This is a genomic window from Parafrankia sp. FMc2 (genome assembly GCF_041008525.1).
Classification (GTDB): Bacteria; Actinomycetota; Actinomycetes; order Frankiales; family Frankiaceae; genus Parafrankia.
In genome coordinates, this window is the sequence record NZ_JBFLUG010000061.1 from 20,585 (window position 1) to 46,196 (window position 25,612).

Genomic DNA, 25,612 nt, shown 5'->3' on the forward strand with positions numbered 1-25,612 from the left:
GCCATCCACCACGAAGACACGAAAAGACCACGGAACCGGCGACAGGAGACGAGGTGTCGAGGACGCGGTGCTGACGCCGCTCACCCGGGACGATCCCCAGCGGATCGGGCCCTACCAGCTCACCAACCGCATCGGCGCGGGCGGGATGGGCGTCGTCTACCTCGGTTTCACCGACGACGGCCAGGCTGCCGCGGTCAAGGTCCCCTCCGCGACACTGGTGGACACCCCGGAGTTCCGGGCCCGTTTCCGCCAGGAGGTGGCGGCCGCCGGCCGCGTCCGCAGCGCCTCCGTCGCCGCCGTCCTCGACGCCGACCCCACCGGGCCGCAGCCGTGGATGGCCACCGAGTACGTGGAGGGCCGCAGCCTCTCCGAGGCGGTGCAGACCCGCGGCCCGTTCGACGAGCACCTCGTCACCGCCGTCGCCGTCGGGCTCGCCGACGCGCTGGTCGCGATCCACGCCGCCGGCGTGGTGCACCGCGATCTCAAGCCGGCCAACGTCCTGCTCGCCTTCGACGGACCCCGGGTCATCGACTTCGGAGTGGCCCGCGACGACCACAGCCCCACCCAGACACAGGCCGGCAGCCTCATCGGGACCCTGGCCTGGATGGCACCCGAGCAGCTGCGCGGCGAGCGGGCCGGGCCGGCCGCCGACATCTTCGCCTGGGGTGCGTGCGTCGCGTTCGCGGCGGCCGGCCGGCCCGCCTTCCACGGAGACACGGCGCAGGTCGTCGCATTACAGATCCTCACCGGCGAGCCCGATCTGGAGCGTCTCCCGCCGTCCCTGACATCGCAGGTGCGCGCCGCGCTGCGCAAGGAGCCGGCCGAGCGGCCCACCGCCACCGAGCTCCTCGCGCATCTGCTCGGACGTCCACCAGGTGCGCCCGCCGACCCCGCCGCCACCGGCCAGGTGATGCGCGAGTGGTGGAACCTGCCAGGCACCCCGCCCGGCGGCGGGCCCGCCCGGCGGCCGGGCACACCGACGGCCCGGCCCGGGCAGGTACCGGCCAGCTCGTGGCCGCCCCAGCCGCCGGCGGCGTCCCGGGCCCCGGCGCCCGGCCGCCCGGCCCCGGGGCAGGTCCACCGGACCCTGCCGGAGCACCCACCGCCGTCCGCCGGACAGCCCTACCGAGGCCAGCACGGTCCCGGCCAGCACGGTCCCGGCCAGCACGGTCCGGGGTACCAGAGCCCCGGCTACCCGAACTCTGGCTACCCGAGTTCTGGCTACCGGCAGCCCGGGCCGCCCCCGGGCGGATACCGCAACCCCGGTCCTCCCGACCGGTCAGGCCGGCCCGGAGGCGGTCGGCGCCACGGCACGGTGCCCGTCGCGGTAGCGGTCGTCCTCGGCCTGCTGCTGGTCGCCGGCGGGGTGACGGCCGCCGTCCTGCTCAATGCCGGGCAGGACCCCGGCACCGGCCCGCGGACCGCGGCACCCTCCCCGGAGGGCACACCGTCCACGGCCCCACCCGTCAGCACGGCCGGCCCCGGGACACCCGGCGCGCCCGGCACCGATCCCTCCTCGGGTTCGTCGCCCACATCGTCCGCGCCGGTCACGTCGACGTCCGGCCAGCAGTCCGGCGGCACGGGCTCGACCACCGCGCCGGCGCAGGTGCTGACCGCGAACGACGCCGCGCAGATCATCCGACGCGAGGGCTACACCCCGGACATGGGCACCTACGACCCGCAGCGGATGCTCAGCCTCGTCCGCGGCAGCCGCGAGGAGGGCGGGCGTCATCAGGAGCTGGCCTTCGTGTTCGCCGACGGCGCCTACCAGGGCACCGACACCCGGGCGCCGAGCACGAGCATCGCCGTCGACCACTCGGGGCCCGTCGACGCGACGGTGACCTACCGGACCTACGACGCCGGCGGGACGACTCCCACCGGTGAGGTCACGGTGCGGTTCCGCTGGAACGGGGCCAACTTCGTCGCCCTCGACACGATCCCGACCGAGGACCCCACGGTGGCCAACCATCGCTGACACGGGGACGCCGGCGCAGGCGGCCGGCGGGAAGCACACCATCGCGCCGGAGAACAGACCCACCTTCAGGCCAAACAAGTGTGAGCGGCACAACGAAGCCACCCGGATGGGCCTACCGGTATTCGGGCGTCAATGTTGGGATGGTGAGAAGCCCGACCGGAGTGGGCGCAAGCGCCACGGTCGTGACATCACGGGAGCCGCTCCGGCGGCGCCCGGGGCAGGAACGACACTGGAGCCCGCGCGGGCCGGTCACGAGGGGGCACGGTGCTGACACCGCTGGCGGCGGGGGATCCTCGGCGCATCGGCCCGTTCGAGATCCACAACCGGATCGGCGCGGGCGGGATGGGCTCGGTCTACCTCGGCTTCACCGCCGAGGGCCGGGCGGCCGCGGTGAAGGTCCCCGCCGACAGCCTCGCCGGTGACCCCGAGTTCCGCGCCCGGTTCCGGCGCGAGGTCGAGGCCGCCCGCCGGGTCCGCGGCCGCGCCGTCGCCGCGGTCGTCGACGCCGACCCGGACGCCGCCCCCCCGTGGATGGCCGTCGAGTACGTCGAGGGCACCAGCCTGGCCGACGCCGTCATCCGGCACGGGCCGCTGGAGCAGCGCCTCCTGCACGGCTTCGGCGTCGGGCTGGCCGACGCGCTGATCGCCATCCACGCCGTCGGTGTCGTCCACCGCGACCTCAAGCCGTCCAACATCCTGCTCGCGTGGGACGGCCCCAAGGTGATCGACTTCGGCATCGCCCGGGCCACCGGCACCCTGACGCACACCCACACCGGCATCCTCGTCGGCACCCCTGCCTGGATGGCTCCCGAGCAGCTCCGCGGGGAGCGGGCCACCCCGGCGGCCGACGTCTTCGCCTGGGGCGCCTGCGTCACCTACGCCGCCACCGGGCACCCGCCGTTCGGCACCGGCGATCCCGCGGACGTCCTGACCGTGCTGCACCGCGACGAGCAGCCCGACCTCGACGGCGTGCCCGCGAACCTGCTGGATGCGGTGCTGGCCACCCTCTCCCGCCGGCCCGAGGACCGCCCGACCGCGACCGAGCTGGTCCGCGCTCTGGTGACCGATCGACCCGGTGGCCGTGGTGTCCCGGACCCCGCCCGCGCGGCCGCGAACGCGCTCACCCCCTGGCAGTGGGACAAGTGGGACCCGAACGCGCCCGCCGGACGCGACCAGGCACTGGCGGCCGCGGCCGCCGCGTCGGCACGCCCCGCCAACCCCACCGACTCCGCACGTGTTGCCGGTCCCGCTGGGTCTGCCGGTCCCGCTGGTTCTGCCGGTCCCGCTGGTTCTGAGGCCTTCGCGCGACCCGGTGGAGCGGCCGGGACGGCAGCACCCAGCAGCGCGGCCGGCCTCGCGGCACGCGGCGCCGGCGCGGCCGCGGACCGGGTCGGCCCCGAGGGGACCGGACCGGACAGGAACGAGGCGGGCGGGCCAGGCGGCAGGCTTCCCGCCATCGACCGGCCCACGCAGCCGCTGGCCTCCCGGGCGGATTCCGGCCTCTGGGAGGAGCCGCCGGGCGGGGATTCATCCCTCGGCACCATTCCGGTTCCGCGGTTGTCCGGCCTCGCCGGCTCGCGCAGTGAGATCACCGCCCCGTCGATCAGGCCCCGGCACGGCGGGTCCGGCCCGGGCTCCGATGCCGGCAGCAGCAACGGCAGCAACGGCAGTGGCAACCGCGCCAGTACCGGTGACCGTGCCGGCGGCGGTGACCGCGCCGCCACCGGCAGCGGCCAGCCGGTGTGGAGTACCTGGCCGCCCGACCCGCGGGCCTGGCTGGCGATGCTGGCCACCACGAGGCGGCGTGACCGGGCCGCCATGGTCGCCGCCGTCGTCGCGATCGGGCTTGTCGTCAGCATGGTTGTCCTGCTCACCGCCGCCGACGGGCAGCGGGCGGAAGGCAGCCCGGGAACCCCGGCGCCCGACCCGTCGCCGTCGGGCGTCACCACCACGACCCCGCCGGTGCGGACGTCCCAGCCGACCGTCACGGCCGTACCGACGATGGCCTACACCGGCCGCCCCGGCCCCCGGGCAGGGAGCGCGACCGCCACCGACCGGCCTGCTCCGCACACGGGAGTCGGGCCGACCGGGGACGCGGGGCCAGGGCCGACCGCACCGGTCTCCCCCACCGCCAGCGCGTCACCCAGCCCGGACGCGCCCGCCCCGACGGCACCGAGCGGCTCCCCGACCGGTACGCCGTGCGCAGCCGGCAGCCGGACGGAGTCGTTCGTCGCCACGCCCACCGCGGAGCCCTGCTGAACCGCGCCCGTCAACTGCCGGGCCCGTCGCCCGTGACACCCCGTCGCGGCCTGCGCCGTGGGCCGGCCGGGGGCAACTGACCCCGGGCCGGCCCACGCCCGGGTCAGGCGCTCGGCTGCGGGACGATACGCAGGTAGGGCTTCGGCTCCTCCCAGCTGCCGAAGATCTCCTTGGCCTGCTCGTTGTTCACCGAGCCGGCGATCACGACCTTCTCGCCCTGCTTCCAGTTCACCGGCGTCGCGACCTTGTGCTTCGCGGTGAGCTGCAGCGAGTCGATCACGCGCAGCACCTCGTCGAAGTTGCGGCCGGTCGTCATCGGGTAGACGAGGATCAGCTTGATCTTCTTGTCCGGCCCGATCACGAACACGTTGCGGACGGTCTGGTTGTCCGCGGCCGTACGGTCCGCCGGGTCGCCGCTGACGTCCCTGCCGAGCATGCCGTAGGCCTTGGAGACAGCGAAGTCGGAGTCACCGATCAGCGGGTAGTTCGGCGCCGTGCCCTGCGTCTCCTCGATGTCCTTGGCCCAGCCCTCGTGCAGCTCCACCGGGTCCACCGACAACCCGATGATCTTCACGCCCCGGCGGTCGAACTCCGGCTTGATCGACGCGACATAGCCGAGCTCGGTCGTGCAGATCGGGGTGAAGTTCTTGGGGTGCGAGAAGAGCACCGCCCACGAGTCACCGATCCACTCATGGAAGTTGATTTTGCCCTCGGTGGTCTGCGCCACGAAGTCGGGAGCGGTGTCGCCGATCGTCAGAGTCATCACTGTCTCCGTCAACGGTCCGGCGCACAGCGCCGGGCTCTGCCTGGGTCACGGAAGACTTTACGAGTACACGGATCCCGGAACATTCCCTTGAACCAGGAAACCGGTTGGCCGACGACAGGGGCGCCTCCGGCGGCCGATGATGTGACCGACAGTGCACGGCCCAGCAGGATCAGAGGAGATCTCATGCAGCGTCTCGACGTGGCCACGATCGCTCCCGGCGCCTACCGGGCGGTCGCCGGGCTGGAGAAGTACGTCCGGTCGGCCGTCGACCCGACCGTCCTGGAGCTGGTGAAGCTGCGCGCCTCCATCCTCAACGGATGCGCCTTCTGCGTCGATCTGCACAGCCGCGACGCACTCGCCGCCGGCGAGTCCAGCCGCCGGCTGTTCTCGGTGGCGGCCTGGCAGGAATCGCCGTTCTTCACGGAGAAGGAGCGGGCCGCCCTCGCCCTGACCGACGCCGTCACCCGGCTCGGCCCCGACGGAGTCCCCGATGACGTGTGGGACTCGGTGACGAAGGTCTGGAGCGAGGAGGAGACCGCGAACCTCATCGTGGCCATCGCGACGATCAACGTCTGGAACCGCATCTCGGTCACCACCCGCACGCAGCCACCCACTGACGTCTGACGCTTCCCGCCCCGGATCGCATGGACTTTTTCAAGATCTATTACGTCATGGGCGGCCGTCAACACCGTTGATTATCTTGACGGCACCGGCCTGCGCGGTCCTCCTCGCGGTCCTCAGCGGCCTGGCGGGCCGGCGGCGAACGCGGCGCGCAGGCCCGCCACGCAGGCGGCGGTCCTGGTCGCCGGGACGACCAGGCATCCGCAGGCGATCAGCGGCGGATCCAGCGGCACCACGGCGACTGCGGAGTCATGCACGACCGGCGCCGGGACGGCGTCCGCGTACGCCATCGTCCAGGCCGGGGACCCGTTCGCCAGCTCGATGACGGTGTCCGTGACGGTGCCGGCGGGCCTGCCGAGCCGCGGTTCGAACCCCGCCGCCCGGCAGGCGTCCAGGGCGAAGACGCGGAAGAGCGGATCGTGCGCCTTCGCCGGCAGGCGCAGGGGCAGCTCGGCCAGGTCACGCAGGCGCACCGCCGGGCACCGGGCGAGCGGATGGGCCTCCGGCAGCACGGCCACCACCGGCTCAGGCCACAGCTCGATCACCTGGAGACCCTCCCCGGACGGGGCCAGTCGCAGCAGCGTCATGTCGAGGTCGCCGCGGGACACCGCCGCCGGCTGCTCGGCCATCGGCATGCCGACCACCTCGAGCTCCACCTCGAAGTCGGGATGGGTCTGCCGCAGCCCCCGCAGCCCCCGGTCCAGGCGCGGGCCCAGCCCGGGCGCCGCGCCGACCCGCAGGACGCTGACCGGCGCGGAGGCCAGACTCGCCGCAACCGCCCGCACCCGGTCGGCGGCGGCCAGCGCGGCCCGCGCCTCGACCAGCAGCCGCTCCCCCGCCGGCGTGAGCCGGACCCGCCGCGGCGAGCGGTCGAACAGCAGCAGGCCGACCTCCCGCTCGAGCCGGCTCACCTGCTGGCTGACCGCCGGCTGGGCGATGTGCAACCGGTCGGCGGCCCGCCCGAAGTGCAGTTCCTCCGCGACCGTGACGAAATACCGCAGCTGCCGGAGTTCCACGCCCCGCCCTCCACCGTCCTCACCCGTCCTCACCCGTCCTCACCCGCCGCGCCTGGCCTGGCCGAGCCGGCCGGCCGGGCAGGCCAGCGATCAGTTCCCCTTATCGCTGTGCATCGGGAACGGGTCTTGGTCCGCGGGCGGCCCGACCGTTGACTGGGCCCTGTTGATGCTGACACGCCGGGATGCGAACCGGTACGAGAGAGGGCCAGGCCGGATGCGGATAGGACTGTGGATCGACGACGACCAGCAGTCGGTCGACGAGGTGCGACGACGGCTGCACACGGCGGCCGAAGCCGGATTCGGTGCGCTCTGGCTGAGCGAACGCGGCGGGTGGGACCCACTGACCCTCCTGGCCGCCGCCGGCCCCGCTCCGTCCGGTGTCCCGGTCGGGACGTCCATCGTGCGGACCTACCCCCGGCACCCGCTGGCGCTGGCGGCGCAGGTCCTGACGGCCCAGGCCGCCACCGGCAACAGCCTCGTCCTCGGTCTCGGACCGGGGCCCCAGCCCATCGTCCAGGGCCAGTACGGCTACGACCCCGCGAAACCCGTCGAGAACCTGCGGGAGTACCTCGGCGTCCTGCTGCCGCTGCTGCGCGGCGAACAGGTGGCGCACGACGGCCCGGCCTGGCACGCGGCCGGCGCGATCGCTGTCTCCGGCGTCCCGGCGCCGCCGGTCTACCTCTCCGCGCTCGGCCCGCGAATGCTCCAGCTCACCGGCGAGGTCGCCGACGGGACCCTGACCACCTGGACCGGCCCTCGCACCGTCACCGAGCACGTGCTGCCGCGACTGTCGCGGGCCGCGGCGGAGGCCGGCCGGCCCGTGCCCGCCGTGGCCGCCGGTGTGTGCGTGGGCCTGACGAAGGACGTCGACGGCCTGCGTACCTGGGTCCACGAGGCGTTCGGCGCGGCGGTCGGCCTCCCGAGCTACCGCGCCGCGTTCGACCGGGAAGGAGTTTCCGGCCCCGCCGACATGGTCCTTGCCGGCGACGAGACCACGCTCGAACGCGAGGTCAGCCGCTTCGCCGCGGCCGGCGTGGCAGAGCTGCAGATCATCCCCTGCGGCACCGCGGAGGAACGGGACCGCACCATCGCCTTCGCCGCCGCGCTCAGCGCTCGCACCGGCTAGGGCTCGGGCGACGGCTCGGGCTCGGGTTCGGGCTCGGGCGACGGTTCGGATCCGCACAGCCCGCGCGGTGCGTGACATCCTCGACGCACCGGTTCGGGGAGGGTGTTCGTGGCGCGAGGCGAGAAGACGAAGGCCGCGGACCTCGACGCGGCCGTGCTGTCCGCGGCTGCCATCGGTGGTGCGGCAGGCGCGTCGCTCGCCGCGCACCGCGGCTGGCGGGCCAGCGGCCGGGGGGCGCTGGTGGGGGCGGCTGCGCTGGCGGCCTCCGAAGCCGTCGCGCGTGTCCGGCAGCGGCCGGGTGAGATACCCGCGCTGTGGCAGCGGATCGCGACCAGCGCGGCGCTCGTCGCCCCCGCCGGCTGGGCGGCCGGGCGGCTGACCGGCGCGGGCGCGGTCGCGGTGGGAGCGGCGACCGGCGGCGTCGGCGGCCTGCTGGGGCTACGGCCGCAGAAGGTGCTGCTCGGGCCTCCGTTCGGTGCGGCGGTCGGAGCAGTGCTGGCGGCTCGTGGCCGCCCCGTCCCGGCTGCGGTCGTCGCCGGCGTCACGATGGCGGCCTACCGGACGGCGTCGTCGCTGGTGTTCCGCGACCCGCAGGTGGGTCTGCTCGCCGAACGGGTCCCGGCGACACAGCTGCCCTTCGTCGTGCCGCTCCAGGCACGTTCCCGGCGGGTCGGCACCGGCTACGTACGCGAGCTGGCCGAGGAACTCGGCGGCCACTACGCCGCCGCCGCGGCCGACGTCGGGATCGTCGCCTCGCTGGACGACCTGGCAGGCCCGGACTTCGAACCGGCGACCGCCGACCCGCTGGTCCGGGAGTTCTACGAGCACACCACCCGTTTCGCCCTCGACATCGTGCCGCGATGGCGCCCGTGGGTCCGCCCTGGTTACCTGCTCTACCGCAGCGCCCTCGCCCGCCCGCTGGGCCAGGCGAACGTGCCGATGAACCAGCGGGAGACCCAGCGGGGCATCCGGAGCCGCATCGACACCATCACCCTTCCCGATACCGACGCGGTTGCGGTACGCGGCTGGATCCGTTCGTTCGCCGACACCGACGAGCCCATCTACGTGGGCATCTACACCACCTATCGCCATGGCGACCGGGGCTACGTCAGCGTCGGCTTCCCGCTCCCCCAGGCCAGTTTCACGGCCACCCTGCTGCCGCGTTCCCGCCCGGACGGCGGTCTGACCCTGACCAGCAGCAGCGACCTGGAGCACCCCGGCCACTACCTCGCCTATTGTGACCCGGCCGACGGTTCCCTCACCGCGCTGACCGTCCACGGCTTCACCGAGGACCTCGACGTGTACCGGCAGGGCGGCGATCTCCGCGCCGAACACGCGTTCTCCCTGTTCGGCATTCCCTTCCTCGTCCTGCACTACCACATCACTCGCAAATCTCCGAACGAACCCTGAGGCGAACGAGTAGAGCAGGCGTCAGCTGGATGAATTCCTCAAGGTCACCGAGAGCCTTCAGCCGCGACCGCTCCATCCGGCCGTCAGCCAGGCACATCGCGGTTATTCCGGCGAGGCGCATGGCGGTGGGGTTTGACTGTCCGCCAGAAACTCCGTCATCAGCTCGGCACGTTCCGCGAGTAGTGCCTTCTCGCGTTCGTGCATCGCGGTCACGCGTGCGCCATCACCGGCGACATGCGCGGCGTCCATCTCCGCCTTCACCCGGCTGAGTTGCGCGGCGATCTCACCTGCTCGGGCATTGGCGAGGGCGAGATCGAGGGCGGATCGGGGCAGGGCGGTCGTCCCGGGCGGAGCAGCTTCCGGTACGGCGGCGATGGCTGCGAGGGCTCGGCGGCGAGCTTCCTCGGCGCTGATGCCGAGACGGGTCAGAAACTCGGCGGTGCGGCCATCATTCGCTACCAGCAGCCCGAGCAGGAGATGCCCGGAGCCCACGTAGACATGGTGCAGCGCCTGACTTTCAGGCAACGACGCCCTCAGGACAGCCTGCGCGCGCGGCGTGAACGGGTTGCGTTCCCGCGAGGGGGGCCGGCTCGCGCCGACGGCAGCCACGACCGCCGACCGGGCGTCGGCCAGCGTGAGGCCGAAGGAACTCAGTACGAGGCTCGCGGGCCCGGTATCCTCCCGGACCAGGCCGAGCAGAAGATGCTCCGTGTCGATCCGGTCGTGGCCGAGTCCCCTGGACTCCTCCTCCGCGAGGAAGATGGTCTGCCGGGCGCTGTCGGTGAACCTCTCGAACATCAGCACCTCTCGGGACGCGTCCGGTTCTCACCTCACGATAGATCGCCGTTCCTGAGGAGTCCGGGTACTCACCGAGACCGCCAGGTATCCGGGCCGGACACGTGGCGCGCGATTCCGCGGACGAAGTCCGCAAGGTCACCGAGATTCTTCAGGCGAGTGATGACGATGCCGTCGTCGACATCGACGTAGTCGTGCACGAGGACGTTCCTGAAGCCGACGGCCTTGCGGAGAGACTGGGCGAGCACCGGGTCCAGTACACCGTGGGCACCGAGAAGACGGACGGCGTCGCCGTTGTCAGCTGGTGGGCCCCAGCCCTCTGTCGCGCAGATGTGCTGCGCCACGTCGACGCACGCCTCGATCGCCGTCACGAAGGTGTACTTGACGCCGCGCAGCCAGATCGGGTCAGCACGACGTTCATCGTCGGCATCCGCTTCGCGGCGGAGCACGGACAGGTCATCGGTGACCGCGCGGAGGAGGCGCAGAACCCGGGCTTCGTCGACCACGCGCTACGTCCTCCTGGCCAGCAGGGCCGCAGCGAACTCGCGGTGCGCGCGTGTGATCCTCGGGAGCTCGTCAAAGTAGATCTTTCTGGTCATCGCCTCCCAGCGCACCCTCGCAGCCCGGTCGTCCTCGAAGAGCAGTCGGCCACCGGCCGCGACCCTGCCGGCGAGCTCAAGCGGAGCACGGTCGAGGACGAGGAGATCGACGCCAGCTGGCAGCAGTACATCGAAGGAGTGCGGGGGCCGCGTCCCGCCGAAGTAGGCCGCGATGTCGATGTCCGACTCTGCCCGCGCCCGACCGTCGGCGCGACTGCCGTGCAGGTAGGCGAAACGAGCGCCGGCCTGACGCAGTGCGGCGACAGCGTCCTGGGCCGCCGCGGGCGTCTCGTCCATGCACCGATCTTCCCAGACCGAACGGCTGTGCGGCGTTCGCCCTGCACTCGCGTCGCCGATCCCCATCGGGTGGACGCCGACAGTTCCGAAGCTCTGCGCCGACGATGCCAGCCGAGATCGACCGCTTCGCCGCTGTGGGTGCGGCGGGGTTCCCGATCATCCCCTGTGGCGCCGCCACCAAGCGGGAGCGCACCATCGCGCTCGCATCAGGAAGGACACAGAACGTCGCGCGGCCCGCGCCCACAGTCTCTAAGGTCGCAGGGGACATCAGCTTTCTGACGGTGTGTCCAACCATTCGAACGGAGCATCTTCTTCGACCACCTCTGCCCCGGGAGTCGACGTCATGCGCAGACACCTGCTGTGGGCCGTGCCCCTCACCCTCACCGTCGTTTCGGGTGCCCTGAATGCCGCCGTTCTCCCGGATGACGATCAGACGGCCTCTGTCGGCGCAGCCCGCACGGTGGCTGGCGTCATCACAGGCCTGGTCTTTCTGGTCTCGCTGATGGCCACCCTCGTCCTCGGCATCGTCGCCATGGTTGAGGCTCACCGGGCAGACCGCGCAAGGGCAGCAGCCACCGCCGCGGCGCACCAGGCCAGTGCACGCGATGCCGCACGCCATGGCTGGGACGGAGCCGCGTACCTTCTCCGTCATCTGACCGCGGGCCTGTTCCCCGCTCCGGTGACCATCTGGGGCCTGGTGCTGCGGCCCGGAGAGGAGGCACACCTCGTACTCCCAGCCACCTACTCCCGTTACTACGGCGGCGACAGCGGCTATACGCACGTCAACGGCTTCTTCATGGGGAGCCTGCCGTTCGTGGCCGCCGGCTACGCGCTGACAGCGATAGGAAACACGGCGCGCCGTAACGCGGCGTTTGCCGAGGCGGCACAACGATGGCGCGAACAGCAGACCGTGCAGGTCGTCGTCACAAACCAGCGTCTGATCTGCCAGACCTGGCAGAGTTGGCTGACCTTCGACTACGCCGGGGTCCGCGCCTTCTACCCCGAGCCGGAGAACTGGTCTCTCGTCATCGACTTTCCGGATACCCCGCCGCTGCGTCTGAGCGGCGCGAACAGCCCAGCGATCGCCGCCTACGTCACCTGGGCCCTGCACGGAGTGCAGGGCCTGCGCAGTCATCCCGCGCTCGCGCCACTCCGCGCGGCGGCGCAGCTCCCAAGCTGACGGCCAATCCAGGCACCTGCCGGACGTGCACCTCGCGGCGTATGACGAGCGACTGTCCGCCTACAACGCCCGCTTCGGCCTGGACGGCGCCTGGAGCGACCGTGCCCTCGCCCGCCTCTCGGGGGCCCCGAGTCGATGGCGGGCCGCCACCGCCTACGCGAGACCCTGGAACGCCTGGGCCTGCCTTCCCGCTGACCGATCGCGGGAACAGTCGGGAACAGTCGGGAACGGCCGCACCGGGAGCCGTTCCCGACCAGTGGTGACTGCGGGCTCCGCGGTCGTCCGTCCGCCGGTTGTTACCAGGTGGCGGTCAGGCGCTCGGGGTGTGGACCAGCGAACCACTGATCGTCTGCGGGTTTGTGAACAGTGCGAGGAGCGGGCACTCCGCCTCGACGGTCCGGAACAGCGCGTCGATCTCCTCGGTGGTGGCCGGGGAGGTGACGGACGCCTGGAAGGTGATGGCGTGGGGTTCGCGGGGCACCCCCTCGAAGCCGGGCTGACCGGCCCGGGGCTCGATCCGGCCCTCGACCTCGACCCTGATCTCGTCGAGCGGTATCGCCAGCCGGGCGGCGACGATCTCGAAGACGTGGGTCAGGCAGCTGGCGAACACGCCGAGCACAAGCTCCGGGGAGCTGGGCCCGAGGTCGTAGCCGGCGAAGTCGGGCTGCGAGTCACTGAGGATCTGGTGGTCGCGGATCCGGATGCGCCGGACACCGCTGCGCCCCTCCGCGGTGGACTGCGCCTTCAGCACCACCGGACCCACGAAGGTACCCGCGGCGACCGCGGCCTCGCGTTCGGCGCACCGCCGCCCGCTTGTGGACGAGGAACTCCCGCAGGCCAGGGCCCGACCCGACCGAGGTGGGCTCGTCCCGCCCGGTGCGGTGGCGCCCGCCGGTCTCCTCCCCCGGTGCCGCGCCGGCCGCGGCGGGCGTTCCGGCGAGCCCGGATTCGATGGCGGTTGATGTGTCGGTCATCAGCATGACCTTCCGTTCCAGAGACAGTGATGCCCTGATGCCACACCATTCCGACGGACACGCGCAACTCTGCGCAATCGCGCTGCAGCAGATGCGTAACAGAACTGTCCGCACCGCCGCCCTGTCACTTCCGTGACAGCCGGGATTCATCCATCGAGTGGAGGATCGAAACTCCGGAGCCTCCGCGGCGCGGGCCTGACCATGGATGGAGCTTGTATGACGCACGGAAATCCGCACCGACAGTCCGGGCCCGGCCAACCCTCCCCGACAACACGGTGCCAGGCGCGTCTGGTGGCCTTGGCTGGTCTGCTCGGCCTGCTCGGTCTCGTGGTGACAGCCTGCGGGAGCAACGACCGCAACGAGGTCGTCACCTTTACCGACGCTCACGGCAGAGTCTGCACAATCATCGTCAACACCGACGGCAACGAGGACTCCGATGTGGACTCGTCCGCGCCGGACTGCGAGTACCCGCCGCAGGGCCGCACCCCCGGGCCTGCCACCTACGCGCCCCTCCCCAGCCCCTGACCAGCAATCGGGCCGGCAGAACCTGTCGCTCATCTCTCGGCGCCCGGCCGCACCAGGCCTGACTCATAGGCCACGATGGTCAGCTGCACGCGGTCCCGGACATCGAGTTTCGTCAGCAGGTGGCTGACGTGGGTCTTGGTGGTGGCGAGGCTGATGTGCAGGCTCCGGGCAATCTCCGCGTTCGACAGGCCCTGCGCGACCTCGACCAGCAGCTCGCGTTCCCGGGCGGTGAGGCGCGCGACCGTTTCCCGGTACCGGTCGGACAGGATCGGCTGACCGGCGACCTCGATGTCCGGCGCGGAGTCGAGCAACGCGACGAACCCGCTCCGGACCAGCTCCTGGTCCTCGGCGACCGCCACCGTGATCACTCTGAACCCGGATCTCGGTCACTGTCAGCTCGACGGCGTCGCCTCGACAGGCGATGACGACGTCGGCGGTGGCGTCCGCGGCGTGCTTGAGCACGTTGGTCAGTGCCTCCTGGACGATCCGGAAACTGCACGCCTCGGCCGCTGGTGACAGGCACCGGACGGTCCCTTCAGCGCGCAGCCGGACGGCCGGACCGGTGTCGCGGACCCGGGCCACGCGCGCTTCCACGTCGGCCAACGTGTGCGCCGGAGCGGTCGCGGTCGCGGGACTGTCCCCGGCCGCCGCGCCGATCCCGTCGCCGGCTCCCGGGCCGTCGGCTCCCGGGCCGTCGGCTCCCGGGCCGTCGCCGCGCAGCACCGACAGCAGCTGGCGCAGCTCGTCTTTCACGATCTCGGCCGGACCGGGCCCGACCTGCTCTTCGGAGGCGTGGTGTTCTCCGTGGTCATCCTCGGGGAGGAGATCGGCTGGCGGGGATTCCTCCTGCCCCGCCTGCGCGAGGTGACCTCGCCCCGCCGTGCCGCCGTCATCACCGGCTTCCTCCACGGCTTGTTCCACGTCCCGCTGATCACCTTGACCACCAGCTATGACTCGGTCGGCAGCCCGTGGCTGGTCGCCCCGATCGTCGTGGCCACGATCACCGCCGCCGGCGTCTTCTACGCCTGGCCGTGGGAGCGCAGCGCGAGCATCTGGCCGGTCGCGATGGTCTCAACCCCGCGGACCGCTCCGGTCGTGTCGCTGTCGCCGTGGGCTCAGAGGGCACGCGGGCGACCAACCCCCACCGTGGCCTCCAGCACCAGGCAGAAGATCTGGCCCCAGAAGCTACCCAGAGTCGCGCGCCTCGGTTGGTCACGCTACGTGTCACACAGGATGTGCCGCCGCGATGGCGGCCCGGGGCAGGGGATTGATGGCGCGAGCCGGCCGTTCCGAGGAGGCGGACGACGGTCTCGAGAACTACGCGAGGACCGCTGGCATCACCCAGCGTGATCGCCATCCGCGACCGAACATGATCGGGACAAAGCCGAGCTATCGACTTCCGTCGTAGTCCATACGGGGCTGCCACCAAACCGGCTAGTATGCGGAGTATGCGCGTAACGGCGTTGTCCGATCTCGAGCCAGCGCAGGTCAGTTCAGTTAAGAGAATTTATCTGGAGGCCTTCCCCGCAGGCGAGCGGATGCCGTTCGAGGAGATACTGCAGGACGTCAAGGAGGGTATTCGCGTCGCCTACGTCGCATCTGACGAGGGCACTGCGCTGGGCTTTGCGTCGGCCTACGTGCTCCAGTCGGTCCAGACGTACTTCCTTGAATACCTCGCGATCGACGAGAGTCACCGCGGCGGCGGGATCGGCGGCGAGCTGTGGTACCACATCTGTACCGACGCCCAGCGCCATCGGGGCGTGGCGGCGATTGTCCTCGAGGTCGAGGACCCCGACGAGGCGGATATCGATCCGGAAGCAGCCGTCACACGCCGACGACGGATCTGTTTCTACGAGAACCGAGGCGCCCGCAGGTTGCCCGTCACCGACTTCCGGGTTCCGCTTCTCCAAGGAGACGGCGAACAACCGATGCTCCTGATGTGGGCACCGGCCGCGCGGCCGGATCCGCCGACCGGCGACGAGCTGACCGACCTCGTTCGAGCGCTGTACGTCGAAGGCTACGACCTCCCTCCCGACCACCCACTTGTCATCGCGACAGCTGGAAAGTGACCTCGGATGGAATTCTCAAACGTTGTCGCGCTCGTCGCACTGATACTTTCCATCGGCGCGACGGCGCTGTCCGTGTCGGATGCCAGGCGAAATCGGACGGTCACGACCTACAACAGCACGACCGATCTGGCCCTCCAGGTGGACAGAGTCTTCATCGAGTACCCGCAGTGGCGACCCCATTTCTATGAGAACGAGCCAGTACCGGCGGATGCAGCACACCAGGACCGCAACCAGGTGCTGGCGATCACCGAGTTCTGCCTCGACATCATGGAATGCATCTGGGATCGGAAGCTCGAGTACTCGAAGAAAGATCTCAACTCCTGGCGCGCGTGGATTCTGGATCTCTTCAACTCGTCGCCGGCCATGAGGAGTTACTTCGTCGAGAACAGCACCTGGTATCCCACTCTCATGGGTCTGCACGAGGAGGAACGGTCAGCCTGGTGGCTTGACGGCCCTCCTCCGGCGCCCGCACCGCCTCAGCCGCGGGTCAGCTGATCACTGCGCGAACCCGACCTCCGCTGTCGACCGGGAACCCAGCCCGAGGCACGCGGGCACAAGGCTGGCCGCGACCGTCTCCCGAGCAGATCCCGCGCGCGAGCGTCCCTCGTCCCGAGGGCCCCATCGAGGCCTCGCCCGCTACCGCCAGCCGTAGCGCTGACGCAGTCGGTCCGTGACCTGCTCGAACGGCTCGCGCGACAGGGCCGTCGCCTCTCGGCGCATCCCGCCCTCGTGCACCCGGATCACCCGGTCCAGGTTGGCCCAGGACGGTCGGCGCTCGCCGTCCCACCCGCCCGCGCCGACGGACACGAAGTCGCCCTCGCCGCCATGGTCCTTGCTGGTGAGCTGCACGGCCAGACAGGTGCCCGCGGATTCGACAGCCACCACGAGCACCGGCCGGTCCTTGCCTCGTCCGTCGTTCTCCTCGAACGGCACCCACGTCCAGACGACCTCGCCGGGATCCGGGGCCCCGTCCGACTGCGGCGAGTAGCTCATCCGCACCGGCCCGATGCGACGCGGATCGACCTCCCTGGTGGCGTCCGGCCCGAACTCGCCCGGCGAGAACTCCGCGTTCGCGCGGGACGACCGCGCCCGCTCCCGGGCCGGGTGACTGCGCGCGGATGCCGCCGAGGGGGAAGAGGCAGAGGAGGAGGAACGGGCCGTCGGGGTTGATGCCGACCGCCGCCGGCCTTCCCGCCCCGCCTTCCGCGAGGGTGCCTCACCCCGGCGGCGGCCACTCGTCACCAGGTCGGACACGACCTTGATCAGATCCCCCAACAACCCCATGCCGCCACAGTAATCGGGCCAGCCACAGCTCCTTGAGGAGCAGACACGCGCGCGGCGGCTGACGCAGCGGGCGGACTCTGCTACCAGGCGAAGTGCTCGGGGGCCGTCCGGTAGCCCGGGAAGATCTCGTCCAGCCGGGCAAGCGCCTTCTCATCCAGGCGGACGTCGAGCGCCCGGACAGCGTCGTCGAGGTGCTGCTGGATGCGCGGGCCGACGATCGGCGCGGTAACGGCCGGCTGGCGCAGCAGCCAGGCGAGCGCGACATCACCGGGCTCGTGGCCGAGCTCGGCGGCGAAGTCCTCGTAGGCCTCGATCTGGGGGCGCCTGGCCTCCAGGGCCTGCGCGGCACGGCCTTCGAGGCGCCGCCTGCCCTCTCGCTCCTTGCGCAGCACTCCGCCGAGCAGCCCGCTCTGCAGCGGCGACCACGGGAGGATGCCCACGCCGTGGTGCTGGGCTGCGGGCAGCACCTCCAGCTCGACCTCCCGGGTAAGGAGGTTGTAGATCGGCTGCTCGCTGACCAGACCGAACGTCCCACGTCGGGCCGCGGCAGCCTGCGCCTGGGCGATGTGCCAGCCCGCGAAGTTGCTGCTGCCGACGTAGAGGATCTTGCCAGCCGTGACGGCGACGTCGATGGCCTGCCAGATCTCGTCCCACGGGGTGGCGCGGTCGACGTGGTGGAACTGATAGAGGTCGACATACTCGGTCTGCAGGCGGGTCAGGCTCGCGTCCAGGGCACGGCGGATGTTGAGTGCCGACAGCCTGCCCTCGTTGGGCCACTCCCCCATGGCGCCGTAGACCTTGGTGGCCAGCACGGTGCGCTCCCGGCGCCCGCCGCCCTGCGCGAACCAGCGGCCGATAATCGACTCGGTGTGGCCCGGGCCCTCACCGAGGCCCGACACACCGGCCGAGCGCAGGCCGTAGACGTTGGCCGTGTCGAAGAAGTTGATGCCGTACTCGTGCGCCGAGTCCATGATCCGATGGGAATCGGTCTCGTTGGTCAGCGGACCGAAGTTCATCGTGCCCAGGCACAGGCGCGAGACGGACAGACCGGAACGGCCGAGTTGCGTGAACTGCATACTGGGTGGAGTCCTCTCCGATGAGGGATCGGCCTGCGCCGCCGTGAGACGGGCGGCGTGCCGACACCCAGTCTCCAACTTCAAGCCCGCTTCAGGTCAAGCCCGTCACGACGGTCAGCGCTCGACTCCGCGTGGTCGTCGACGCAACCTCGACATCGAGATGGAGCAGGGGGAACTGCAGCGGGTCGAACGCGGCGCGGTCCGGCTCGGCGCGACGACCTCATACGCGCGGCGGACGCCACCGAGTTGCCGCATCGTGCGGCGCTCGCGGAACGGTGGGCCAGCCTGGCTGGCCGGGACACCTACTCGCTCGGCCTGCGCAACCTCGTCGACGGATCTCTCCGGAACCTGCCAGATCGCGGCGAGCCCGACCGTGCGTAGCAGGACCTGGTCACACGTCCGCGGCGAGCACGTCGACCGCGGTCGCGGCCAGTGCGGGACGGACGACGACGTCGACACCCTCGATCGCGTCGTCCCGGGCACCGGCGAGCACCGCCTCCAGCATCACCTGCATCGTCGGTGACGGAGTGTGATGGACGACCAGAATGATGTCGGGTGACTCGGCCGCGGCCATTGCCAGCTGCGCACTGAAACCGGCGGCGCTGAAGCAGGTAGGCCTGGCGGTCGGCGCACCCCGCCGCCCCTGGACGCTCAGCAGGTCCCGGACACGTCTGAGCCGTTCGAGGTGGGCCAGGCCCATGATCTCGCCCCACCTGACCGCTCCGATCGCGATGAGGCGTTCCTGACCCTGGTCTTCGTGGAAGCCGAAGGCGACGACGTCAAGCTGGTGGCTGGCGCGGGCGGAGGGATCATTGACAACGCCCGTGTAGAGAGCCGGCGGGCCCGACAAACATGATGTCGATGACTCGGCGGCTGTCGCCAATCCACCTGTTGAAGTGTGACCCGCGGCCCTGACTGGCCGAGTTCGGCTCCTTACCGCCGGTTCCCGTTCCCCTGACCAGCCCGGCCGTCGGCGTCCTCATTGCGGTGAGGTGACGGCTGACCAGGCAGTGCGGCTGGCGGTCCGAAGAACTGTCCTTGTCCGAAGCGGCAGCCATGGCGCGCCAATGTACGTGCCTGCTCCTGGTTCTGGACGCCGGTGGCAACGACCGTGAGATCGAGGTCCCGGGCGAGGGCGAGCAGTGCCTGGCGGAGCAGGTCGGCCGGGCTGGCGCTGCCCGTCAGGCCGCCGGCGTAGGAGCTGTCGAACATGAGTATCTGGATCGGCAGCTCGTCGAGCGCCAGAAAGGTGCTCTGTCTCCTGGCGATGGCATTCAGCGCGAGGCGCAGGCCACGGGTGACGCATGTCTGCAGGCTGTGCGCGACCTCGTCGTCGAGGCACTCCATGTCCGTAAGCTTGAGGATCAGGGCCTGGGCGGGGAGGCGGGAGGCCACCAGCGCCGCCTCGACGTCGGGCAGTAGGTCACCAGCCGGCCTCGCCACCGAAACGACGACGCAGACAGCGACGTTCTGCCCTGTCTGCCTTCGGTAGTGGCCGATATCGTGGCAGGCGCGGCCGAGGATCAACTGCTCGAGCTGTGCTCTTAGCCCCGCTCCGGTCGCGACGGTGACCGTCTGCTCCGCCGTGAACGACCCGAGTGTCGGATGGTGCCAGCACGGTGAAGCCTGAAACGCCACCGTGTGATGGTGGGTCAGATCGACGATCGGCTGATAGAGGACATCGATGACGCCGCCGGCGGGATCCCCCCGCAACAACTGGGACAGCGCGAGCTGAGCCGTCGGCGACCAGCCGTGAGCGAAGATGTCAGGATCGTAGACGACCAGGCTGTTTTTTCCCCGCCGCTTGGCCGCGTACATGGCGAGATCCGCCTGCTGGACCAGGTCCTCGGCACTTATCGAGGATCCCGGCACGGCGATTGTCAGGCCAAGGCTCGCGTGAATGGCGCACGGCTGCCCGGCGAGAAAGCACGGTGCCCGGACCACCGCGGCCACCCTCCTGCCGACCGCCTCGGCGTCCACGGCATCGTCCGCCAGAAGAACCGCGAACTCGTCGCCACCGAGACGGGCGACCGTGTCCGAGGGCGGTACGCAACCAAGCAGCCGCCGAGCGGTTATCATCAGCAATTCGTCTCCGGCCGGATGGCCCAGGGTGTCGTTGACACTCTTGAAGTCATCGAGATCGCAGAAGAGCAGAGCCAGCCGGTCACGGGCTCGCCGAGCGACCACCTCTTCCACCCGGTCGCCGAACAGCACACGGTTCGCCAGCCCGGTCAGCGGGTCATGGAGCGCCTGGTGGTGCAGCTGGCGACGGCTGCGCTGAACCCTGTCCAGCAGCTTCTGGTTGTCCGCCAAAGTAAGCATCTGCCGGATCAGTACCAGCAGCACGAGCGCGAGGAGACCGAATATTTCGATCGGTTCGACCCGCGCCTCGGTTGACACCTGAAATCCCACCAGCATGCCCAGCGCGGACAGCGGAACGTACGGAAGGAATATCCTCATCCAGCGTACGCCGGGTCCGGCCCGCCAGCCAGCCCATCGGGCGCGCCACGAGGCCCTGCGGTCAGAACCGGATTCAGGACCCAGGGGGGCAGCGGCAACTACAGAGCCAGTCGATGGCCGTGGTGGCGCGATACAGGCAAGCCCGATCATCACAGTGCCAATGACGTTGGCGGCTTCGATTTGCAGGGGCTCCGGTTGGCCACTCGCGATGAAGTAGAGCGACACGTGCAGAAGTATGGTGATAGAGGCCAGCCCGCCGCCGAGCAATGCGAACGACCTGTTCTGGTGCGGGCGCCGAAACGCCGCCACGAGCAGGAGGGTGATCAGTAGCAGGAGACATCCGAAGCCGAACGCCAACAAAGCCGCGAGACTGACTGGTGTGGGTGCTCGCGCACGCACCAGAGGCTGGAGGACGGCCACCCAGCCGAGCAGGCTCAGCGAGCCGGCGAGGAGCACCGCGTCCATGACGGTGACAGTCCGCCAATGGGTGCCGTGCTGGCCGGCTCGGCGCACCGGGTCGTCCTCCGGGCTGAGTGGGTCGGTGGGAAAAGCCAGCAGCGCGGCAACGGATGCTGGAATGAACGCCAGATACGCCGGCTCCGTCCCCGACAAGGGTGGCACCGGGCTCTGGCCCGCGAACAAAGCCCTGACGGAAGTGATCGCCAGGCCGGCTGCCACCGTGATCCATCCGGCGAGAAGGAGCACTCTCCAACGTCGCTCGCCACCCCTCGCTCGCCGTGCAGACCACAGTTCACACCCACCCTGGAACGCTATGGCGGCCATGCCGCAGGCGCTGACAACCAGGTCAGCGGTGCGCGAAGGAAGGATGAAAGAAGCGAGCATGACTGCGGCCGCGACAGCCGCCCACACGCAGACTGTTCGGCGGAAAACGGTCGCACCGCAGTTCGGTGCGTCGCACTCCGCCGCGGCCACTCGAGTGATCTCCGCGCGCGACATCGTCCTCTCCGCCTGGGATCATTTCCGTCCACCCGACCTGGATCTTCCTGCCAGCCGGAATGGATCGCCGCGACGCAGCCCCCTCGGACTCATCCAACCGAAAGTGGCGCCAAATTCTGCCAGAGTGATGGCACGTACATTAGTACGGGTGGACGAAGACCGCCAACGAGGCGAGGAGGCCCGCTGGTACCGTGCGTTCCTCGCCCCAATCCCAGCGCCTTTTCCACGCCGCCACTGCGTCGACATCGCGCAGGTCTACCGGAACCGACGGCGCACCGGCCCTGGGGCAGGACGGTTCTCAGAATTGCGTCTCACAACGGTTCGGACCGGCCCGGCCCGAACCGGGTCCGACCGAGCGATCCGGGCACAGCCAGCCCCTGGGGCATCAGGCTCGCGGCCACCGTCATCCCCGGGCTCACAGGCACACCGGGTCCGACAGTTCCCGATCGTGACCATCTGAGCTGGGCAGGCTCCAACAGGCAGGCTGGCAGGCAGGGTGTCAGTATTCGGCCCGGGGGGACGTCGACCCGGCTCTCCCGGCGGCGTGGCGGCAGCGACCAGCCCGCGGATCAGGGGCAGCCACACGACGAACGGGCGTCCGACCGCTGTCGGCCGGACAACGGCCGGCCAAGCCCACGGGGACAGGACGACCGATGACGAGACGGCGGTGACCGGGCGAACGGCGCACGCCGCACAGCCCACCCTGGCGCCCGTCCTGAGTGGGCGGATGCTGTTGTTCCTCGTGCTCGGTGATGTCCTCGGATCGGGGATCTACGCGCTCACCGGGCAGATCGCCGCCGACGTCGGCGGGATGATCTGGGCACCGTTCCTGATCGCCTTCGCACTGGCGTTCCTCACCGGGACGGCCTACGCCGAACTTGTCGGCAAGTATCCCCGGGCGGCCGGAGCAGCGCTCTACGCCAACGAGGCGTTCCGCCGCCCGTTTCTCACCTTCATGGTCGGCTTCACCGTGCTGGCCGCCGGGATCACCTCCACCGCCACGGCCGCGCGGGCCATCGGGGGCAAGTACCTCGCGGAGTTCGTGGCGGCCCCGACGGTCGTCGTCGCGGTCATGTTCATCCTGCTGACCGCGGTCCTCAACGCCCGCGGGATCGAGGAGTCGGCCCGGGTGAACCTTGTGCTCACCGTGATCGAGCTGACCGGGCTGTTGCTGATCGTCGGGATCGGCGTGCACGCGCTGGCTACCGGAGCGGGCGAACCGGGACGGGCCTTCGAGCTGCGTGCCGAGGGGCCTGCGCCGCTCGCCCTGCTCGCCGGCACGACGCTCGCGTTGTACGCGATGCTCGGCTTCGAGAACTCGGTGAACCTCGTCGAGGAGGCCCGCCGGCCGCGCCGGGACCTGCCCCGGGCGCTGTTCGGCGGCATGTTCATCGCCGGCACGGTCTACCTGTTCGTCGCGTTCACCTGCGCGATGCTGGTGGATCCCGACATCCTCGCCGGCTCCGGCGCCCCGCTGCTGGAAGTGGTGAAGGCCTCCGACGTGCCGGTGCCGTCGAAGCTGTTCGCCGCGGTCGCGCTGGTCGCGGTCGCCAACACCGCCCTGATGAACATGGTGATGGCCTCCCGTCTCGTCTACGGCATGGCTGCCCAGGGCACGATCCCGACCGTCTTCGCGCGGGTGCTGCCCGGCCGACGCACCCCGCTGACAGCGATCGGCTTCGTGACGGCCCTGGCGGTGGTATTGGCCAGCACCGGCCAGCTGGCCGGCCTCGCCGACACCACCGTCGTGCTCCTGCTGCTGGTCTTCTTCGTCGTCAACATCAGCGCGCTGGTGCTGCGCCGCGAGCCCGCCCCGCCGGGCGCCTACCGTGCCCCCACCTGGGCCCCGGCGCTCGGCGCGCTGTCCTGCGCGGCGCTGGCCTCCCCGCTGGTCCACCGCGAGGGCACCGTCTATCTGCGGGCCCTCGGCCTGCTCGCGCTCGCCGCCGTCCTCCTCCTGGCCCAGAAAGCTGTCAGCGGCCGGTTCGGTGCGGGTGAGTTATCTGGTGCCGCCAGACCGCCCTGTCACAGTCGTGGGGATCTGATGGTTCTGTGACCGCCGAAGGAGACCCGGTAACGCGTCAGCCCTCCATCGAGCTGGCGGCCGCAGTCGCCGACAAGGGTGCTCAATAGCTAGGATAGGGCGGCGGGCAACTGCCCGGTGAGTAAAGCTCCGGGAGAGACTCCCATCATGCGGCGGAACTCGGCGGTCATACGGGACTGGTCGTAGTAGCCTGCCTCGGCTCGGCGCGGACGGGGTGCGCAGGTGCGCCGCCGGACGCGGCGGCACTCAGCTGGGAGATCCACGGCCGCAGCACGACAGGCAGCAGGTGACGCGTTCGGAGTCGTCATTCACCACCGGCCCCACGATAGAAGCCTGTCCGTGGTGAGCGGCCGCGGTGCCAGCGCCTACAGGGTGTGCCGAAACCTCCTATCCGCCGCGGTATGCCCATTGGCACCGGCGCCCACATGATCCTTGCCACCGGTGCCACCGGTGCCACCGGCACCGTCGGTCGCGAAGTCGTCCGGCTTCTGGTCGCCCGTGGCGCGGCGGTCCGCGCGATGACACGCAACCCCGCGAACGTTCCCGCCTCGCTCGGTGTGGACATCCGTGGATGTAGAACCTGTTGGGCCGACCGAGGGCGGTATGAGGAGCATGCGTAGTGGATCTGGTCGCAGAATTTTCGCGGAGCCGGGCGTCGTCCGGTCACGCTTGGGCAGCCGGCCACCCCCGGACCTCTCCGGCCGGTAGGTCTCCGAAGCCTGGTCGAATACCAGGTAAGGAGGGGTTCCCCGTAGTCCGCGCCACCAGGACATCCGCCTGGCAGTAAGATCGCAAGGTAGCTTGCTTGAAGCGGACGTATGTCGGCCCGCCACGCATGAGACGATATCCTGGTGGTCGGCGTGTCACGAACGACGGGGCACATGTCTCGGCTACCGGGAGACTCTGCGAGTGAGTGGTTTGTCGACCGACGAGGTCTCCGCGCTGGCTGAGGCTTTTCCGGATCCGGTCTCGGCCAAGCGCGTGCTGATAAACGCAGGCCTGCCCGCAGGGAGAATCCCCACCTGGAACACTCCGGACGCCGAGAGCTTCTGGTCGATGGTGTCGGTTCTGATTCGCAACGGGGTGCTGCTCGACGGACGTGAGGCGGTGCTCGTCGCTGCTCTGGACATGTACCCGGCGAATCGGGTGTTCGCTGCCGGAGCCGGGGAGACGAAGTCCGCGTGTACCCGGCCTCTCACCAGGAGCACCGGGTCGCCTGACCTGCCGAACAAGAACGTACCGCTTGTGCTGGGGCGCATTCCGCAATGCCCGCCATGCTTTCAGTACCGCACCGACGTCTACAGTCAACTCTCAGCCGACGAGAACTGCGGGACCGTACAGGTCCTCACCGGAATGCGAGGCATCGGCAAGACACAGATCGCCGCCGCCTACGCTCGCAGCCGTATAGACGATCAATGGTCCACCATCGTCTGGATCAACGCCTCGACGAACGACGACATAGTCGCCGCTTTCGCCGAACTGGCCGCAGCACTCTACCTGCGCGTCAAAGATGACAACGTCATTTCTGCTGCAGACCGTGCGAGACTCTGGCTCCATACCGCCGAGCGATGCCTGATAGTTTTTGACAACGCTCTGGACTCCGACGTCGTGCGGCCCTGGCTTCCGGTCTCGGGGAAATCTCAGATCCTGATCACGACCACGCAACGCGACTTCGACGACCTTGGGCTGTTGGTCGAGGTCGATATTTTTACCGACAGGGAGGCTCTGGCCTTCCTACGAGAGCGTACCGGTCTGGACGACGATCTGGGCGCACGGGGAATAGCCTCGGAGGTCGGGCACCTACCCCTCGCCCTAGCCCATTCCGCCGCTGTCATCCGTCGCCAGCGCCTGCAGTACGACGTCTTTCTGCAACGGTTGCGGACGATCCCGGTCGCACATTACCTCAGTCGCCGATCCGGCGATCCCTATCCGCACAGTGCCGCCGCCGCCATTCTGCTGTCTATCGAATCATGCGTGCACGACCACCCGCCGACAAACTCCCTGATTGACCTGCTATCACTGCTCTCGCCGGGTGTCAACGGCCAGTTCGTGGTGGCTCTGGCGCAAATTCCGTGAAGGAGGGTGTGATGATCTCTATCGGTCGAGGAGGACGCGCTTGCGGAGCAGATCGGGCTCGGCGCGGCCGTACATCTGACGTTTCAGCATCTTGATCCGGTTG

23 protein-coding genes and 1 pseudogene are annotated in these 25,612 nt (G+C 70.2%); 13 read left to right on the plus strand and 11 right to left on the minus strand.

What is annotated here, in order from left to right:
• The first annotated feature begins 67 nt into the window (after nt 1-67).
• Together AB1460_RS20820 and AB1460_RS20825 are read left to right on the plus strand one after the other, a co-directional pair.
• A complete protein-coding gene (locus tag AB1460_RS20820) occupies nt 68-1,975 on the plus strand; it encodes a protein kinase domain-containing protein (RefSeq protein WP_368963434.1) in 1,908 nt (635 codons plus the stop codon).
• Between the two features lie 264 nt (nt 1,976-2,239).
• Nucleotides 2,240-4,234: a serine/threonine-protein kinase gene (locus tag AB1460_RS20825; RefSeq protein WP_368963436.1), complete on the plus strand. Its 1,995-nt coding sequence runs from the start codon at nt 2,240-2,242 to the stop codon at nt 4,232-4,234.
• A gap of 103 nt (nt 4,235-4,337) precedes the next feature.
• Here AB1460_RS20825 and AB1460_RS20830 read toward each other — a convergent pair whose 3' ends face one another.
• Nucleotides 4,338-4,997: a peroxiredoxin gene (locus AB1460_RS20830; RefSeq protein WP_071081661.1), complete on the minus strand. Its 660-nt coding sequence runs from the start codon at nt 4,995-4,997 to the stop codon at nt 4,338-4,340.
• Nucleotides 4,998-5,183: 186 nt separating this feature from the next.
• Here AB1460_RS20830 and AB1460_RS20835 point away from each other — a divergent pair, with 186 nt between their 5' ends.
• Nucleotides 5,184-5,624, plus strand: coding sequence for a carboxymuconolactone decarboxylase family protein (locus tag AB1460_RS20835; RefSeq protein WP_018638105.1), 441 nt, complete (start codon nt 5,184-5,186; stop codon nt 5,622-5,624).
• Between the two features lie 113 nt (nt 5,625-5,737).
• On the opposite strand, the gene AB1460_RS20840 is transcribed toward AB1460_RS20835, so the two are convergent.
• On the minus strand, nt 5,738-6,637 hold the full coding sequence (locus tag AB1460_RS20840) for a LysR family transcriptional regulator (protein WP_368963438.1): 900 nt from the start codon (nt 6,635-6,637) through the stop codon (nt 5,738-5,740).
• A gap of 214 nt (nt 6,638-6,851) precedes the next feature.
• Here AB1460_RS20840 and AB1460_RS20845 point away from each other — a divergent pair, with 214 nt between their 5' ends.
• Together AB1460_RS20845 and AB1460_RS20850 are read left to right on the plus strand one after the other, a co-directional pair.
• A complete protein-coding gene (locus AB1460_RS20845; protein WP_368963439.1) occupies nt 6,852-7,763 on the plus strand; it encodes a TIGR03564 family F420-dependent LLM class oxidoreductase in 912 nt (303 codons plus the stop codon).
• A gap of 108 nt (nt 7,764-7,871) precedes the next feature.
• Complete coding sequence (locus AB1460_RS20850) at nt 7,872-9,173, plus strand: hypothetical protein (protein ID WP_368963441.1); 1,302 nt, start codon at nt 7,872-7,874, stop codon at nt 9,171-9,173.
• Nucleotides 9,174-9,275: 102 nt separating this feature from the next.
• Here the strand turns inward: AB1460_RS20850 and AB1460_RS20855 are convergent, their stop codons facing one another.
• From AB1460_RS20855 to AB1460_RS20865, 3 genes are all read right to left on the minus strand, one after another.
• Nucleotides 9,276-9,971 (minus strand): Clp protease N-terminal domain-containing protein, encoded by a 696-nt coding sequence (locus AB1460_RS20855; protein ID WP_368963443.1) that lies wholly within the window; start codon nt 9,969-9,971, stop codon nt 9,276-9,278.
• Nucleotides 9,972-10,039: 68 nt separating this feature from the next.
• Nucleotides 10,040-10,474: a type VII toxin-antitoxin system HepT family RNase toxin gene (hepT, locus tag AB1460_RS20860; protein ID WP_368963445.1), complete on the minus strand. Its 435-nt coding sequence runs from the start codon at nt 10,472-10,474 to the stop codon at nt 10,040-10,042.
• A gap of 3 nt (nt 10,475-10,477) precedes the next feature.
• Entirely contained in the window at nt 10,478-10,864 is a 387-nt protein-coding gene (locus AB1460_RS20865; RefSeq protein WP_368963446.1) for a nucleotidyltransferase domain-containing protein, read from the minus strand.
• 343 nt (nt 10,865-11,207) lie between these two features.
• On the opposite strand from AB1460_RS20865, the gene AB1460_RS20870 reads away from it, so the two are divergent.
• On the plus strand, nt 11,208-12,044 hold the full coding sequence (locus AB1460_RS20870; protein WP_368963447.1) for a hypothetical protein: 837 nt from the start codon (nt 11,208-11,210) through the stop codon (nt 12,042-12,044).
• A 310-nt stretch (nt 12,045-12,354) separates the two neighbouring features.
• Here the strand turns inward: AB1460_RS20870 and AB1460_RS20880 are convergent.
• Nucleotides 12,355-12,880 (minus strand): annotated as a pseudogene (locus tag AB1460_RS20880) (OsmC family protein).
• 429 nt (nt 12,881-13,309) lie between these two features.
• Here AB1460_RS20880 and AB1460_RS20885 point away from each other — a divergent pair.
• Nucleotides 13,310-13,543: a hypothetical protein gene (locus AB1460_RS20885; RefSeq protein ID WP_368963449.1), complete on the plus strand. Its 234-nt coding sequence runs from the start codon at nt 13,310-13,312 to the stop codon at nt 13,541-13,543.
• 29 nt (nt 13,544-13,572) lie between these two features.
• On the opposite strand, the gene AB1460_RS38370 is transcribed toward AB1460_RS20885, so the two are convergent.
• Complete coding sequence (locus tag AB1460_RS38370; RefSeq protein ID WP_420497324.1) at nt 13,573-13,911, minus strand: response regulator transcription factor; 339 nt, start codon at nt 13,909-13,911, stop codon at nt 13,573-13,575.
• Nucleotides 13,912-14,149: 238 nt separating this feature from the next.
• Here AB1460_RS38370 and AB1460_RS20895 point away from each other — a divergent pair, with 238 nt between their 5' ends.
• From AB1460_RS20895 to AB1460_RS20905, 3 genes are all read left to right on the plus strand, one after another.
• Nucleotides 14,150-14,893 (plus strand): CPBP family intramembrane glutamic endopeptidase, encoded by a 744-nt coding sequence (locus AB1460_RS20895; RefSeq protein WP_368963451.1) that lies wholly within the window; start codon nt 14,150-14,152, stop codon nt 14,891-14,893.
• Between the two features lie 98 nt (nt 14,894-14,991).
• A complete protein-coding gene (locus tag AB1460_RS20900; protein ID WP_368963452.1) occupies nt 14,992-15,612 on the plus strand; it encodes a GNAT family N-acetyltransferase in 621 nt (206 codons plus the stop codon).
• Nucleotides 15,613-15,618: 6 nt separating this feature from the next.
• Nucleotides 15,619-16,107 (plus strand): hypothetical protein, encoded by a 489-nt coding sequence (locus AB1460_RS20905; RefSeq protein WP_368963453.1) that lies wholly within the window; start codon nt 15,619-15,621, stop codon nt 16,105-16,107.
• A 141-nt stretch (nt 16,108-16,248) separates the two neighbouring features.
• On the opposite strand, the gene AB1460_RS20910 is transcribed toward AB1460_RS20905, so the two are convergent.
• The 4 genes from AB1460_RS20910 to AB1460_RS20925 all read right to left on the minus strand — a co-directional run bounded on the left by AB1460_RS20910 (nt 16,249) and on the right by AB1460_RS20925 (nt 21,137).
• Nucleotides 16,249-16,896, minus strand: a complete 648-nt coding sequence (locus AB1460_RS20910) for a type II toxin-antitoxin system PemK/MazF family toxin (protein WP_368963454.1) — start codon at nt 16,894-16,896, stop codon at nt 16,249-16,251.
• 80 nt (nt 16,897-16,976) lie between these two features.
• Nucleotides 16,977-17,972 (minus strand): aldo/keto reductase, encoded by a 996-nt coding sequence (locus AB1460_RS20915; RefSeq protein WP_368963455.1) that lies wholly within the window; start codon nt 17,970-17,972, stop codon nt 16,977-16,979.
• A 391-nt stretch (nt 17,973-18,363) separates the two neighbouring features.
• The gene (locus AB1460_RS20920) at nt 18,364-18,822 is read right to left on the minus strand and encodes a hypothetical protein (RefSeq protein ID WP_368963465.1); all 459 of its coding nucleotides are present in this window, start codon (nt 18,820-18,822) and stop codon (nt 18,364-18,366) included.
• Nucleotides 18,823-18,905: 83 nt separating this feature from the next.
• The gene (locus AB1460_RS20925) at nt 18,906-21,137 is read right to left on the minus strand and encodes a diguanylate cyclase domain-containing protein (protein ID WP_368963457.1); all 2,232 of its coding nucleotides are present in this window, start codon (nt 21,135-21,137) and stop codon (nt 18,906-18,908) included.
• Between the two features lie 919 nt (nt 21,138-22,056).
• Here AB1460_RS20925 and AB1460_RS20930 point away from each other — a divergent pair.
• From AB1460_RS20930 to AB1460_RS20945, 3 genes are all read left to right on the plus strand, one after another.
• A complete protein-coding gene (locus AB1460_RS20930; protein WP_368963458.1) occupies nt 22,057-23,445 on the plus strand; it encodes an APC family permease in 1,389 nt (462 codons plus the stop codon).
• Between the two features lie 413 nt (nt 23,446-23,858).
• The gene (locus AB1460_RS38375) at nt 23,859-24,053 is read left to right on the plus strand and encodes an NAD(P)H-binding protein (RefSeq protein ID WP_420497326.1); all 195 of its coding nucleotides are present in this window, start codon (nt 23,859-23,861) and stop codon (nt 24,051-24,053) included.
• A gap of 298 nt (nt 24,054-24,351) precedes the next feature.
• Complete coding sequence (locus AB1460_RS20945; protein ID WP_368963460.1) at nt 24,352-25,509, plus strand: effector-associated domain EAD1-containing protein; 1,158 nt, start codon at nt 24,352-24,354, stop codon at nt 25,507-25,509.
• The last annotated feature ends 103 nt before the right edge of the window (nt 25,510-25,612 follow it).

What these genes read in the sequence shown, in the direction of transcription:
- AB1460_RS20845 (WP_368963439.1), top strand. Translation starts at nt 6,852, where the DNA reads ATGCGGATAGGACTGTGGATCGACGACGACCAGCAGTCGGTCGACGAG.
- AB1460_RS20835 (WP_018638105.1), top strand. Translation starts at nt 5,184, where the DNA reads ATGCAGCGTCTCGACGTGGCCACGATCGCTCCCGGCGCCTACCGGGCG.
- AB1460_RS20870 (WP_368963447.1), top strand. Translation starts at nt 11,208, where the DNA reads ATGCGCAGACACCTGCTGTGGGCCGTGCCCCTCACCCTCACCGTCGTT.
- AB1460_RS38375 (WP_420497326.1), top strand. Translation starts at nt 23,859, where the DNA reads ATGATCCTTGCCACCGGTGCCACCGGTGCCACCGGCACCGTCGGTCGC.
- AB1460_RS20910 (WP_368963454.1), bottom strand. Translation starts at nt 16,896, where the DNA reads ATGGGGTTGTTGGGGGATCTGATCAAGGTCGTGTCCGACCTGGTGACG.
- AB1460_RS20830 (WP_071081661.1), bottom strand. Translation starts at nt 4,997, where the DNA reads ATGACTCTGACGATCGGCGACACCGCTCCCGACTTCGTGGCGCAGACC.
- AB1460_RS20915 (WP_368963455.1), bottom strand. Translation starts at nt 17,972, where the DNA reads ATGCAGTTCACGCAACTCGGCCGTTCCGGTCTGTCCGTCTCGCGCCTG.
- AB1460_RS20905 (WP_368963453.1), top strand. Translation starts at nt 15,619, where the DNA reads ATGGAATTCTCAAACGTTGTCGCGCTCGTCGCACTGATACTTTCCATC.
- AB1460_RS20855 (WP_368963443.1), bottom strand. Translation starts at nt 9,971, where the DNA reads ATGTTCGAGAGGTTCACCGACAGCGCCCGGCAGACCATCTTCCTCGCG.
- AB1460_RS20865 (WP_368963446.1), bottom strand. Translation starts at nt 10,864, where the DNA reads ATGGACGAGACGCCCGCGGCGGCCCAGGACGCTGTCGCCGCACTGCGT.
- AB1460_RS20900 (WP_368963452.1), top strand. Translation starts at nt 14,992, where the DNA reads ATGCGCGTAACGGCGTTGTCCGATCTCGAGCCAGCGCAGGTCAGTTCA.